General features: G+C 65.1%; 12 protein-coding genes. 10 read left to right on the forward strand and 2 right to left on the reverse strand.

Annotation, left to right across the window (positions count from 1 at the left end; genetic code table 11):
* Positions 1 to 55 precede the first annotated feature (55 nt).
* From ACVWWJ_RS03840 to ACVWWJ_RS03850, 3 genes are read left to right on the forward strand one after another with little or no spacing between them, the layout of a single operon-like run.
* Positions 56 to 1,252 carry a molybdopterin molybdotransferase MoeA gene (locus tag ACVWWJ_RS03840; RefSeq protein ID WP_456966829.1) on the forward strand — a complete coding sequence of 399 codons (1,197 nt, stop codon included), beginning with the start codon at positions 56 to 58 and terminating at the stop codon, positions 1,250 to 1,252.
* On the forward strand, positions 1,249 to 1,782 hold the full coding sequence (gene mobA, locus ACVWWJ_RS03845) for a molybdenum cofactor guanylyltransferase (protein WP_456966830.1): 534 nt from the start codon (positions 1,249 to 1,251) through the stop codon (positions 1,780 to 1,782). The genes ACVWWJ_RS03840 and mobA overlap by 4 nt, the downstream gene beginning before the upstream one ends.
* Complete coding sequence (locus ACVWWJ_RS03850) at positions 1,779 to 2,117, forward strand: hypothetical protein (RefSeq protein ID WP_159889952.1); 339 nt, start codon at positions 1,779 to 1,781, stop codon at positions 2,115 to 2,117. Before mobA ends, ACVWWJ_RS03850 begins: the two co-directional genes overlap by 4 nt.
* A gap of 54 nt (positions 2,118 to 2,171) precedes the next feature.
* On the opposite strand, the gene fdhD is transcribed toward ACVWWJ_RS03850, so the two are convergent.
* Together fdhD and ACVWWJ_RS03860 are read right to left on the reverse strand one after the other, a co-directional pair.
* Entirely contained in the window at positions 2,172 to 3,080 is a 909-nt protein-coding gene (fdhD, locus tag ACVWWJ_RS03855) for a formate dehydrogenase accessory sulfurtransferase FdhD (RefSeq protein ID WP_456969653.1), read from the reverse strand.
* On the reverse strand, positions 3,070 to 5,415 hold the full coding sequence (locus ACVWWJ_RS03860) for an FdhF/YdeP family oxidoreductase (RefSeq protein ID WP_456966831.1): 2,346 nt from the start codon (positions 5,413 to 5,415) through the stop codon (positions 3,070 to 3,072). Before ACVWWJ_RS03860 ends, fdhD begins: the two co-directional genes overlap by 11 nt.
* A 153-nt stretch (positions 5,416 to 5,568) precedes the next feature.
* On the opposite strand from ACVWWJ_RS03860, the gene ACVWWJ_RS03865 reads away from it, so the two are divergent.
* From ACVWWJ_RS03865 to ACVWWJ_RS03895, 7 genes are all read left to right on the forward strand, one after another.
* On the forward strand, positions 5,569 to 6,576 hold the full coding sequence (locus ACVWWJ_RS03865) for a hypothetical protein (RefSeq protein WP_456966832.1): 1,008 nt from the start codon (positions 5,569 to 5,571) through the stop codon (positions 6,574 to 6,576).
* Positions 6,577 to 6,759: 183 nt separating this feature from the next.
* Complete coding sequence (locus ACVWWJ_RS03870) at positions 6,760 to 8,109, forward strand: carbohydrate porin (RefSeq protein ID WP_456966833.1); 1,350 nt, start codon at positions 6,760 to 6,762, stop codon at positions 8,107 to 8,109.
* A gap of 49 nt (positions 8,110 to 8,158) precedes the next feature.
* Positions 8,159 to 9,082, forward strand: a complete 924-nt coding sequence (locus tag ACVWWJ_RS03875) for a LysR substrate-binding domain-containing protein (RefSeq protein WP_200852010.1) — start codon at positions 8,159 to 8,161, stop codon at positions 9,080 to 9,082.
* 134 nt (positions 9,083 to 9,216) lie between these two features.
* Positions 9,217 to 10,299, forward strand: a complete 1,083-nt coding sequence (locus ACVWWJ_RS03880) for a 4-oxalomesaconate tautomerase (protein ID WP_456966834.1) — start codon at positions 9,217 to 9,219, stop codon at positions 10,297 to 10,299.
* 24 nt (positions 10,300 to 10,323) lie between these two features.
* Entirely contained in the window at positions 10,324 to 11,046 is a 723-nt protein-coding gene (locus ACVWWJ_RS03885; protein WP_456966835.1) for a PIG-L deacetylase family protein, read from the forward strand.
* Positions 11,043 to 11,735 carry a 4-carboxy-4-hydroxy-2-oxoadipate aldolase/oxaloacetate decarboxylase gene (locus ACVWWJ_RS03890; RefSeq protein WP_456966836.1) on the forward strand — a complete coding sequence of 231 codons (693 nt, stop codon included), beginning with the start codon at positions 11,043 to 11,045 and terminating at the stop codon, positions 11,733 to 11,735. Before ACVWWJ_RS03885 ends, ACVWWJ_RS03890 begins: the two co-directional genes overlap by 4 nt.
* Before the next feature lie 3 nt (positions 11,736 to 11,738).
* Complete coding sequence (locus tag ACVWWJ_RS03895; protein ID WP_456966837.1) at positions 11,739 to 12,608, forward strand: amidohydrolase family protein; 870 nt, start codon at positions 11,739 to 11,741, stop codon at positions 12,606 to 12,608.
* Position 12,609: the final 1 nt, after the last annotated feature.

The following is a 12,609-nucleotide window of genomic DNA, read 5'->3' on the forward strand; positions in this document are numbered from 1 at the left end:
TCCATCGCCGATAACCCGGCTCCTACATTTGCCCGGATGGGGTTACGCTCCACCCATGATTTCTTACCCCGACGCGTTAGCCCTGCTACTAGGCGAAACCGGCACGCTGCAGAGCGAGCGTGTCGGCATCGATGACGCCCCGGGGCGCTTTCTCGCACGAGACATCATCAGCCCCCTTTCCCTGCCGGTCTTCGATAACGCGGCAATGGACGGCTACGCCTTGCGAGCACCGGCGGAAACGATATCCGCTGGCTCGACGTACGCCGTCGCCGCCATGCATGCCGCCGGCGACGACACCTACGACTACCCCCATGCCGAGGCATGCGAAATCGCCACTGGCGCGCGCATGCCTGCCGGTTTCGATACGGTCGTTCCCGTCGAGCGCACCGAACGCAACGGCGATACGGTCCGCTTCATGGCGGAGGAACGACGCGGCCAGAACGTGCGCCTTTCCGGTGCCGATATCGAGTCGGGTGAGGTTGCGCTACCGCCCGGGAGACGCGTCGATCCCGCGGCGATCATGTTGCTTGCTGCGCTCGGGATCGGTCATCTCGATGTGGTGCGCCGTCCTCGCGTCACGGTGATCAATACCGGCAGCGAGCTCAACGATGGCGGCCCTTTGCCACTGGCCGGCATCCACGATTCCAACGGCCCGTTCCTGGCTGCCAGCCTCGCGCGCTGGGGCATCGACGCGATCGGCCGTACGCGCGTTCCCGATCATGGCGATGCATTCCACGTGGCGGTTCGCGACGCACTGGCGCGCGGCGCCGACCTGATCGTGACGACAGGTGCCGTATCGGCTGGGCGCTTCGACTTCGTGCCGGCGGCCCTGGCTTCCCTCGGTGCCCGCGAACTTTTCCATAAGGTGGCGATCCGCCCCGGCAAACCGTTGCTCGCCGCACGCTTCGATCATGGGCCACTGGTGATTGCCTTGCCGGGAAATCCGATTGCCGTCGCGGTGGGCTATCGCTTCTTCGTTGCACCGGTTCTCCGGGCCCTGGCAGGGCTGCCGCCCGAGCGGCCACGTCGCACGCGCATGGAAGCACCGTCGCCGACGCGCGAGGGTATGCAGCACTTTGGTCTCGGCGAGATCTGCGCCGATGAAACGGGTCTTCCCGTTGCGCGCCTGGCGCCTGCACAAGCGGCGTATCGCATCCTGCCGTACGCACGTGCGAACACCTGGTTATCCGCGCACGGTTCGTACGACGCCGCCGTTGACGCGTGGCCGCTCGATCCGGCAGACGCCGGATGATCATCGGGCTGATCCTTGCCGGTGGCTTGTCCTCGCGGATGGGCGAGGACAAGGCGCTTCTGACCATCGATGGTCAGAGCATGCTCGAGCGCACCACGACGGCCCTTCGCACGATGGGCGCCGACCTCGTTGTCGTGAGCGGTTCACGCCCCGGCGGCATTCCGGATCGCTGGCCGCAGGCCGGGCCCGTCGGTGGCATCGCCAGCGCCGCCGAGGCAATCCCGGATGCCGAACTGCTGGTGGTACCGGTGGATATGCCACGACTCGGCCACGCCGTGCTCGAGCCCCTGATGTCAGAACGAAGCCAGCGGGCAGCGCGGTGGAACGGCCACCCCTTGCCCATGCGACTCACGCTGGACGCCCACGTGCGCGAGCAACTCACCGCGTTGATGCGGCTGACCGGTCGCGACTGCTCGGTATCCGCCTTGCAGACCCGGATCGGCACGACCACACTGCCTCTGGGCATGCTGGACCCTGGCCTCCTGGCCAACTGCAACACTCCTGACGAATGGCGCGAGGTAAACGCATGAGGGTACAGCTGGAAAACGACACGGTCCGCGTACGGATCGACGAGGACGAGCTGGCCGAGTTGCTCGGTAATGTCGCCTTGCTCGGTTCCACCGCCTTCGGCAAAGCCTTCGTCATGCGCTACTCGGTGGACGCCACGGAAGCGGGCGCATGCTCGCTCGAGGGCAATGCCCACGAGTGGCGGCTCAAGGTGCCGATGAGCGAATTGTCGGCCTTGCAGTCACGCCTGCCGAGTAAGGACGGTCTCGTTTTCGACATACCCGGCCACGATACGGTCGCGACCACGGTGCGCTTCGACGTCGACGTAAAAGACAGCCTGCGCCGCCGAAAAACCTAGAAAGCGCACCACGTCGCAAGCTCCCTGTGGGGGCCGCCTCAGCGGCGAAGCTCGTCAGATAATCCGCTGCGGCCGGCTATAAACATTGAACCGTCCCGGCCGCGCAAAGCCGATCAAGGTGAGCCCACAATCGGCCGCCAGATGTACCGCCAGTGCGGTCGGCGCCGATATCGCCACCACGATCGTGATGCCGGCAACGGCCGCTTTCGTCACCATCTCATAGCTCGCACGGCTGGTGATCACGACGAAGCCGTCCTGTGTGTCGATATGGGCCGTGCTCATCGCGCCGATCAGTTTATCCAGCGCATTGTGCCGGCCGACATCCTCGCGCACACACACGATGGCGCCATCGGGCAAGGCCCATGCGGCTGCATGGACGGAGCCGGTAAAGGTATTGATCGGTTGCGACGCACGCAGCGATTCGAGCGCGCGCTCGATCGCATCGACGCCCAACGTCGGACCCGCACCAACGGGATCGGGGTGGCGCACCACGTCCTCGAGTTCGCGGCTCCCGCAAATGCCACACCCACTACGCCCAGGCAACAGCCGCTCTTTGTGGGAGCCGGCTTCGCCGGCGATGCCCTCGTAGGAACCGATTTCATCGACGATCCCTGCGGAGCCCTCCGCTGAAGTCCGCGGCAGGGTCCCATCGCCGCTGAAGCGGCTCCTACAGGTTCTGGCGGTGCGGATGTTGACGGTGATGCCTTCGAGGACTTCCTGCACGTCGATGCGTTCGATATCCGTGATCGAACCGACGCGCCCCTCCGTCAAGGCAAACCCGCGGGCGAAATCCTCGAGGTCGAGCGGCGTCGCCATCATCACGGCGAACGGCTCACCATCGAAGTGCATCGCGATCGGAATTTCCTCTGCCAGACGGTCGTCGTCCGACGTCGCGACACCGCGCTCTACCCGCAACACGGGACGTGTCGCGGTACCCTTCGGCGACGGCCGATCAGACGGCATGCGCGACACGCGCCTTCGGCTTTTTCTTCGCCGGAACCGAAGACACGGTGATCCGCACCGGCACCGACTTGTACGCTGGCGTGCCGGAACGGCGATCGTGACTCTCCAGGGCGATGAGTGCATTGCCCTCGGGGTAGTACATGGCGACCGAGCCCTCGGCGATGTCGTACTCCACTGCAACAAAGCCTTCGACGGCGCGCCGCTTGCCGTCGGCGGCATTCACGCCGGTAGCGACCACGTCGATGCGGTCGCCGTGCCTGAGGCCGCGCGCGGCGAGATCCTTTGCGTGCATGAAAATGACATCGCGCCTGCCGGTCACGCCGCGGTAGCGGTCGTTCAGCCCGTAGATCGTCGTGTTGTACTGGTCGTGCGAACGGATCGTAGTCAACATCAGGTCGCCTTCTTCGGGCGCAGGATCTTCGTCGAGGCCACGTGCGAGAAGGAACTGCGCACGTTTGTCCGGTGTCGCCCAGTCGCGTTCGCTTGCCGCGACACGCAACCGGAAACCACCCGGCTGACGAACGCGCTCGTTGAAGTCGAAGAAGATCGGAAACACTTTCTCGATGTCGTCGCGGATGAGGTCGTAATCACCGGCGAGACGGTCCCATGGCACGCGTGTGCCCGGGAGTGTCGCCTTGGCGATGCCGCGCACGATCCACGGCTCCGAACGAAGGTGCTCCGAGGCCGGCGTCAGGCTGCCTGCCGAAGCGTGCACCATCGACATGGAATCCTCCACGGTGACCGACTGCGGGCCGGTCGCCTGCACGTCCAGCTCGGTACGACCCAGGCAGGGGAGGATGAACGACTGCTTCGCCAGGATCAGGTGCGAGCGGTTGAGCTTGGTCGCGATATGCACCGCGAGATCGAGCCCGCGCATCGCCTCGAAGGTTTCTTCGGTGTCGGGCATGGCCACGGCGAGGTTGCCGCCCAGGGCGACCAGCGCTTTCGAACGCCCGTCGCGGATGGCGATCACCGCGGCCACGGCATCGTGGCCGTGCTCCACCGGTGGCTGGAACCCGTACGTGCTGCGGATGCCGTCGTTGAGTTTGTCGTCGGGCTTTTCGGTGATGCCGACGGTACGGTCTCCCTGCACGTTGCTATGCCCACGGAGCGGACAGATGCCGGCTCCCTGCCGGCCGATATTGCCGCGTAACAGCAACAGGTTGGCAATCTGCTGCACGTTCTCCGTTCCGTGGGCGTGCTGCGTAATGCCCATGCCGTAACAGACGATGACTCGCTTGGCCTTCGCGTAGATGTCCGCGGCGGCTTCGATGTCACCGCGGCTGAGTCCTGATTTCGCTTCGATGGCGTCCCAGTCCGTGGCATCGACATCGTCGACCAGCGCTTCATAGCCCGTAGTGTTCGCCTCGATGAATTCGTGGTCCATCACGCCCGGCAGGCCTGCGGCGATGGCCGCGCGGTCGGCTGCCAGCAGATATTTCATCATGCCCTTGAGGACGGCCACGTCCCCGCCGATCTTCAGCTTGTAATACGTGGAAGCGATACGCACCGAACTGTTGGTGATCATCTCCACAGGGTGCTGCGGCGAGGTGAAACGTTCCAGGCCGCGCTCCGGCAGCGGATTGAGCACGACGATGGGCACGCCGCGCAGCGATGCCTCGCGCAAGGTGGAAAGCATGCGCGGGTGATTGGTGCCGGGATTGTGGCCGATGCAGAAGATGGCGTCGCAATGGTCGAAGTCTTCCAGCAGCACCGTGCCCTTGCCCGAGCCGATTGATTTCGGAAGGCCGACGCTGGTCGCTTCGTGGCACATGTTCGAACAGTCGGGGAAGTTGTTCGTGCCGTATTCGCGGACGAACAGCTGATAGAGGAAGGCCGCCTCGTTCGACGCGCGCCCGGAGGTATAGAACTCCGCCATGTTCGGATCGGGCAGGGCGCGCAACGCATCGCCGATCCGACGGAATGCCTCGTCCCATTCGATCGGCTGATAGGTGTCGCTGGCAGGGTCGTAGGCCATCGGATGCGTGATCCGACCGAGACCCTCGAGGGTGTAGTCGGTGAGGTTCCACAGATCGGCGACGGTGTTCTTCGCGAAGAACTCCGGTTTCACGCGTTTCGCCGTCGCCTCCCAGCTGACGGCCTTGGCGCCGTTCTCGCAGAACTCGAAGGAGGACGTTTCCTTGGGGTCGGGCCATGCGCAGCCGGGGCAATCGAAGCCGGTCGGCTGGTTCATCCGGTGCAGCGCCAGCGTTTCGCGGCCGAAGGCGAGCTGGCCGCTGATAGCGCGGGCCACGGCGCCCAGCGCGCCCCAGCCCCCCGCGGCAGCTTCGTAGTCGGCGACACCTGGAACGTCCGGGAGGTCTTTCTCGCTCATGGCCTGGCCTTCTCTATACGCATCTACGCTAATCCTAAAGGGGACGAAGGTAATTAAGCGCGCCCTTACGAAGGTTTCACGCGCCTTTGGCGGGCTGTCGTTCAACCTCCGCGCCGCTCGGCGTCCTTCCCCCATGACGCCAGGAAGAATGAAGTGTCCCAACAAGAGCTTGCCGCCGTTACCCAGGAACGGCAGATCGCTTGCGGCCTGCCGGTAGGCGACCTGCGCGGCTTTGGCCGGGTGCGGGCCGACGTGTCGGTGGTCGAGCTTTCGCTGGACCGGGAGGCTGGCCTGCTTGGCCCGGCCGATCCTGGCCGGCCCCTTCTCAGCCTCTCGGTAGATGGCAACCCTGTCTGGGTGAGCGCGTACGTGCCGGGGACGAATGTGCTGGAATCCGCCGGCCGCACGGATTCAGGCGAGCTGCGGGTGGTCGATTTCATGGTCCTGGCCGAGGGTAGGCCAGGGCAGGCGGAGGCCATTCCTGCGGGGCGGTTTGTAAGGTTGGTGACGTGTACGGAGGGGGGGGTGGGGTTTGATCTCGCCTGCAACGTGGGCGACATCGCCGCTGAAGCGGCTCCCGCAGTGAATCTGACGGCCGACGGTGGGTGGCGTCTTGGCTGCTCGCGGGAGCTTTCCATGAGTGATGGTTTCGCCGTCGCCTCGGTGCGGTTGGGTGCGGGTGAAAGCGTTGCGATCGTCATTTCCGGTGAAGAGGTGCAGGGCGGCGCTTCCCTGGTCGCTTCGGCCTTGCATGCGCTTGGCGACACCATCCATTACTGGACGTGGTGGAGTGACCGATGCCGCTACAAGGGTGACGATTTCGACACCGTTCTACGCGAGGCGCTCGGCCTGAAGCTCGCCTGCTCGGCAACGGGCCTGAAGGTCGAACACCCGGGTGCCAGCGGGTTCGCCGCCGCCCCTTTGGGCGAGGTGTCACGGGCCGCCGCACGCTTCCTCGATCTCGGCTACCGGCATGAATGCGCGGAATTGCTCGCCGTCGTCCACACGCAGCAAGCGGCGACGGGTCATGGTCGCTGGGCGTGCGACGAGGCCTTCCGCGAGACTCTGGAGCGTTACCTCACTAGGTACGGCGCGGTCGGGCTAGCGGATTCGCTGGCGGTCGCCGTGGATGTGCCCCCGCCGCAATCGCGCATGGCCTGACGGCCGTATCGCCCCGCCCGGGCCATGCTGGGCATGCTGCGATGCACAATAATCATGACGTGATGCAAGTCATGCGTTCTACGCATACCTGATAGTTCCCCGATCGCATTGTTCTACGGTCGCCGGGCCGACAGCATCGCCCCCGCTCCGCCATCGTCCGGCGGATTCCAGGGGGTCCCACCGATGTTCCACCGTTACGTCATCGCCGCACTGCTCGCCGCCACCGCGTCTACCGCTATGGCGCAGACGACTCCCGATGCGCAGGAGCCGCGACAGACCGTACCGGAAAAGCCGAAAGATACCGGCGGTCCGGTGGACAGACTGCGTGATGACGGCATTTCGCTGCGTTTCGTCTGGGCCAACGACTGGGCCGGAAGCGTGCGCGGTGGCGAGCGACTCGGTGCGACCAACGGTGGCGGCGCGGTCGGCGGTGCCGACCTGGACATGGGCAAGCTCGCTGGCATCGACGGCGGCAAGATGCACATCACTTTCGCGCGTTACTACGGCCATAGCGTGGCGGCCGACGATATCGGCGTGATTCAAAAGGTTCAGGGTTACTGGTACCCGAAGCGCCAGTGGCAGCTGGCGCAGTTCAGCTGGGAGCAGCAGTTCTCCGACAGTCACATCAACGTGCTGGCCGGGCGACTCAATGCGACCTGGCAGTTCGCACGCTCCACGTACGGCTGTCGCTTCGTCAGCGCGCCGGATTGCCCCTATCAGCTGACCAACACCAGCGGCGGCTTCAGCGGATTTCCCTACGTAAACTGGGGTGCACGCGTGAAGTACCAGCCCGACGCGCGCTACCTGTCCATCGGTGCCTTCGAGATCAATCCCGACCGCCGCAACAACAACGGTGTCGACTTCGGCATCAACAACGCCACCGGCGTGATGATCCCGGTGGAAGCGGGCTATGAGACCAGCTTCGCGAACGATCCTTATCCAAAGCATCTGAAGATCGGCGGCTGGTACAACTCCGCCGATTTCACCGATCCGGAACTCAATACGAAGGGCCTGCATCGCGGTCTCGTCGGCGGCACCGCGCGTAACTACGAAGGCGGCCGTTACGGTGTCTACGTGCTTGCCGACAAGGTGATCTGGAAGCCGGATCCAAACACCAATACGCGCAACCTGGCGGTGTTCGGTTCGCTCACGGGTCCGCTCGACGACGCCGAAAACTATACTTTGCAATCGACGTTCGGCCTGCTGTGGACGGGGTTGTCCCGTGCGCGCCCGAACGATTCGCTGGGCTTCCAGGGCACACTGTTCCGCTTCAGTCGCAAGGCGGTCGGTTACGAAGACGACGTGATCCACAAGGGCAGCGGGACGAACGATCACTTCGCACGCAACGAGTGGATGACCGAACTGAACTACAGCTACAAGCTGTTCCCGGTGGTCAGCCTCGTGCCGAACCTGCAGTACATCGTGCATCCGGACATCCTGGGCAACACGGTGGGCGTGAAGCGCGTGCCGGCCAATGCGATCGTGATCGGCCTTCGCGTCATGGTGAACATGGGCGGCCCGGGCAGCCAGTGACGCTTCCCTCGCCGCATTCGCGCCATAATCGGATCACCCTGGATATCCGGTGCGTGACGCAACCTTGGACCTGAAACACCTGCAGAGCTTCATCCGCATTGTCGAGTTCGGCAGCCTTACGCGTGCCGCCGCGACGCTGGATGTCTCCCAGTCTCTGCTCAGCCGGCAGGTGCGGCAGCTCGAGACGGAACTGGGAACGCACCTGCTCGAGCGCAATGGCCGCGGTGTCGTCGCGACCGAGGCGGGTCGCGAGCTCGTCGAACACGGGCGCGGCATCCTCCGGCAGGTGGAAGTCGCGCGCCTTCAGCTGGGCCAGGCGCGTGGCGTGCAGGCCGGCAAGCTGGCGATTGGCGTGCCGCCCAGTGTGGGCTCACTGCTGACGGTCGAGCTGGTGATGCGCTTTCGCGAACGCTACCCGGCCGCGCAGATCAGTGTGGTCGAAGCACTCAGTGCGAGCCTGCTGGAATGGCTGCAACTCGGGCGCCTCGACTGCGCGCTGCTGTACAACCCGGCGGTGAACGCGAACATGCGTTTTCGTCATGTGCACTCGGAGGAGCTCTACCTGATCGGCAGCACACGTGACGGACGTACGCTGCCCGATACCGTGCCTTTAGGGACGCTTGGCCAGTACCCCCTGATCATTCCGTCGCCCCTGCATTCGGTACGCCAGCTTATCGAAGCGGATGCCGCACGCTACGGTGTCTCGCTCGACATCCGCCTGGAGATCGATGCCGTGCGTTCGCTGCTCGACCTCGTCGAGCGAGGCGTGGGTTATGGCGTGCTCTCGCGCAACGCACTGCTTGCGCGACGTGGGGAACATCACCTGCGTGCCGTGCCTATCGTGATGCCGAGTATCGTCACGCGGCTTGTCGTGGCCACGCCGACGCAGCGGCCGATGAGCACCATCACCGAGCGCACCCTCGTCCTGGTCGACGAGTTGATCGCCGAGGGTCGGCTCGATCCCCCGGAATAACCTGCTGCATTGCATCAAATGCAAGGCGCACGCTTCGTCATGAGGATTGTGCATAGCAGATAGGCGGCGCATCGCGTTGTTCGGCCGGCCCGCCACGACGACCATCGTCCCGGTCCAAGACCGTGGTGATAGCGATGGCTCATGAGATTCCCTGCTGGTACATGCGTGGCGGCACGTCGAAAGGGCCGTTCTTCCTCGCCAGCGACCTGCCCGGGGACAAGGCCACCCGCGACGCCGTGATCCTCGCCGTGATGGGCTCGCCAGACGAGCGCCAGATCGATGGCCTTGGTGGCGCCCGTACCCTCACCAGCAAGGCCGGCATCCTCTCGGTTCCGGACGATGGCTCGGCCGATCTCGACTTCCTCTTCTGCCAGGTGGGTATTGGCGAGGCCAGCGTGGACACCACGCCGAACTGCGGGAACATGCTGGCCGCGTCCCTGCCGGCCGCCATCGAAGCCGGGTTGATCCAGGGCGATCGTGGCACGACCACGCGCCGCGTCCGCACGGTGAACACCGGTGTCATCGCCGAGATCACCATCGAGACGCCTTTCGGTACACCTGTCTACGACGGTGACGCACGCATCGACGGTGTGCCGCGTCCCGCGGCACCGGTGAGCTGCGGCTTCCTCGACACCGAAGGCTCGGTGAGCGGAAGCCTGCTACCCACGGGCAACCTGCGCGACATCATCGACGGCATCACGGTCACGCTGATCGATAACGGCATGCCGGTGATGATCATCGCCGCGAGCGATCTTGGTCTGCACGGTGACGAGCGGCCGGAAGCGCTCGATGCCGATGTAGCGCTCAAGGCGCGCATCGAAGCGTTGCGCCTGAAAGCAGGCCCGATGATGAATCTCGGCGATGTCAGCAAGAGGCCCATTCCGAAGATCACCCTGGTGTCCCAGCCTCGCGCCAGCGGCGCCATCGGCACGCGCACCTTTATTCCACACGACTGCCACAGCTCGATCGGGGTGCTCGGCGCGGTGACCGTCGCCACGGCGGCGGTGCTTCCTGGCACGGTGGCGAACGACCTCGCTACGACCGGTGAGGGCGATACACGCACGCTGTCGATCGAGCACCCGAGCGGCGAGTTCAGTGTCGAGGTCGGCCTCGACGGCACGCGCGTGATTCGCGCCGCCCTGTTGCGTACGGCCCGCCTCCTGATGCGTGGCAGCGTCCCGATCTCCCCCTCGATCTGGCGCGGCCCCAGCGCCTGATTTCCTTTCCTGGAGCAGTAACCCATGTCCGATACGAAGACCGCGCTCGTCGTGAGCGCCCACTCCGCCGACTTCGTCTGGCGCGCCGGCGGTGCGATCGCACTGCACGCCGCGCAGGGCTGGCGCGTGCACATCGTCTGCCTTTCCTACGGTGAGCGCGGTGAGTCCGCCAAGCTGTGGCGACAGGCCGGCATGACCATGGATCGCGTGAAGACCGATCGTCGTGCCGAAGCCGAGGAAGCGGCAGGTATTCTTGGCGCGAGCGTCGAGTTCCTCGATATCGGGGACTATCCGATGCGTGCCGACCTCGATGTCGTCTTCCACCTGGCGAAGGTGTATCGCGAGCTGCGCCCTTCCTTCGTGCTCAGCCACTCGCTGAAAGATCCGTACAACTTCGACCACCCGCTGGCCACGCACATCGCCCAGGAGGCGCGTGTCGTCGCCCAGGCCCACGGCCACGAGCCGCAGGTGCCGGTGATCGGCGCACCGCCGGTGTTCCTATTCGAGCCGCACCAGCCCGAGCAGTGCGAGTGGAAGCCCGAGCTGTTCCTCGACATCACGTCGGTGTGGGAGAAAAAGCGGGCCGCCTTCGAAACCATGCGTGCCCAGGAGCACCTTTGGGAGTACTACACGCGGGTCGGCTTGCAGCGTGGCGCACAGGCCTCGCGTAACTCCGATTTCAAGATCACCTATGCGGAAGCCTTCCAGCGCGTGTTCCCGCACGTCACTCAGGGCACGCTCGCATGATCGGCGTCGTCGTACGCAACCGGCCCGCCATCAGTGACGACCAGGCGGCCACGTTAGCGGCGATGGGCGTCGCCACCGTCCACGAGGCGCAGGGCCGCACCGGGTTGCTCCAGCCGCCGATCCGCGCGATCCAGCAGGACGTCGCCATCGCAGGTAGTGCGGTTACCGTACTGGCGCAACCTGGCGATAACTGGATGCTTCACGTTGCCGTGGAGCAATGTCGCAAGGGTGATGTGCTCGTGGTCGCGTGCACCACGGAGAACGACGACGGCATGTTCGGCGACCTCCTCGCCACGTCGCTCATGGCGCGCGGCGTGGCTGGTCTGATCATCGATGCCGGAGTGCGCGACACGGCCGAACTTCGCCGCATGGGCTTCCCGGTCTGGTCGCGTGCCGTGCATGCGCGCGGCACGGTGAAGGCCACGCTCGGCTCCGTCAACGTGCCCGTCGTCATCGGCGGCCAGTACGTCAGGCCGGGCGACGCGATCGTCGCCGACGATGACGGCATCGTCGTTGTTCCTTTTGTGACCGTCGACGCGGCCATTGCCGCCTCACGCAAGCGCGTGCTCAACGAGGAAGCCAAGCGCGAGCGCCTCGCCAACGGTGAACTCGGCCTCGATATCTACGACATGCGTCCACGACTGGCGGAAGCCGGCCTGCGCTATCTCGACGACCTGCCGAACGAGTGAACGATGAAATCCTGCCTTCCTCCTGACCCGAATCCCACCCGCCCCGAGCAGGCGATGCCGCCGGGCGCCTGCGACGCGCACTGCCATGTGTTCGGCCCGGCCGATCGCTTCCCCTATGCCGCCGACCGCAGCTACACCCCGCCCGATGCCCCCTTTGAGCGTCTGGTTACCCTGCATGACTTCCTCGGCTTCGAACGGGGCGTCATCGTGCAGGCCAGCTGCCATGGTACCGACAACACCGCCATGCTCGACGCCATCGCTCGCGGTCACGGTCGCTACCGTGGCGTGGCGATTGTCGACGACCATATCGACGAGGCGGGCCTGATCGCGCTGGATGTCGGTGGTGTACGCGCTGTCCGGTTCAATTTCGTCCAGCACCTGGGTGGTCGTCCCGACATGCGCGTGTTCTGGCGCGTACTTGACCGCGTGGCCGAGATGGGCTGGCACGTGGTGCTGCACCTGGACGCCAACGATATCGTCGAGTTGCAGGACGTACTGGCGAAGATCCGCGTACCCTTCGTCATCGACCACATGGGCCGCGTGCAGGCCGCACAGGGCGTCGAACAGGAACCATTCCGCCTGCTGGTGGCGCTGATGCGCGACAATCCCCTGGCCTGGGTCAAGGTATGTGGTGCGGAGCGCGTCTCGATTGGCAAACGCCCCTTCGACGACGCCATTCCCTTCGCGCGCACCCTGATCGAAACCGCGCCGGATCGCGTGTTGTGGGGAACGGACTTTCCGCATCCGAACATCTCCAAAGACATGCCCAACGATGGCGGTCTGGTCGACCTGATGTTCCGCTTCTGCCCGGATGAGTCGCTGCGCAAGCGTCTCCTGGTCGACAACCCCGCGCACCTGTACGACTTCACCTGAG

This window comes from Luteibacter sp. HA06, from assembly GCF_054061215.1.

What these genes read in the sequence shown, in the direction of transcription:
- ACVWWJ_RS03870 (WP_456966833.1), top strand. Translation starts at nt 6,760, where the DNA reads ATGTTCCACCGTTACGTCATCGCCGCACTGCTCGCCGCCACCGCGTCT.
- ACVWWJ_RS03860 (WP_456966831.1), bottom strand. Translation starts at nt 5,415, where the DNA reads ATGAGCGAGAAAGACCTCCCGGACGTTCCAGGTGTCGCCGACTACGAA.
- ACVWWJ_RS03895 (WP_456966837.1), top strand. Translation starts at nt 11,739, where the DNA reads ATGAAATCCTGCCTTCCTCCTGACCCGAATCCCACCCGCCCCGAGCAG.
- ACVWWJ_RS03880 (WP_456966834.1), top strand. Translation starts at nt 9,217, where the DNA reads ATGGCTCATGAGATTCCCTGCTGGTACATGCGTGGCGGCACGTCGAAA.
- ACVWWJ_RS03840 (WP_456966829.1), top strand. Translation starts at nt 56, where the DNA reads ATGATTTCTTACCCCGACGCGTTAGCCCTGCTACTAGGCGAAACCGGC.
- ACVWWJ_RS03850 (WP_159889952.1), top strand. Translation starts at nt 1,779, where the DNA reads ATGAGGGTACAGCTGGAAAACGACACGGTCCGCGTACGGATCGACGAG.
- mobA (WP_456966830.1), top strand. Translation starts at nt 1,249, where the DNA reads ATGATCATCGGGCTGATCCTTGCCGGTGGCTTGTCCTCGCGGATGGGC.
- ACVWWJ_RS03885 (WP_456966835.1), top strand. Translation starts at nt 10,324, where the DNA reads ATGTCCGATACGAAGACCGCGCTCGTCGTGAGCGCCCACTCCGCCGAC.
- ACVWWJ_RS03890 (WP_456966836.1), top strand. Translation starts at nt 11,043, where the DNA reads ATGATCGGCGTCGTCGTACGCAACCGGCCCGCCATCAGTGACGACCAG.
- fdhD (WP_456969653.1), bottom strand. Translation starts at nt 3,080, where the DNA reads ATGCCGTCTGATCGGCCGTCGCCGAAGGGTACCGCGACACGTCCCGTG.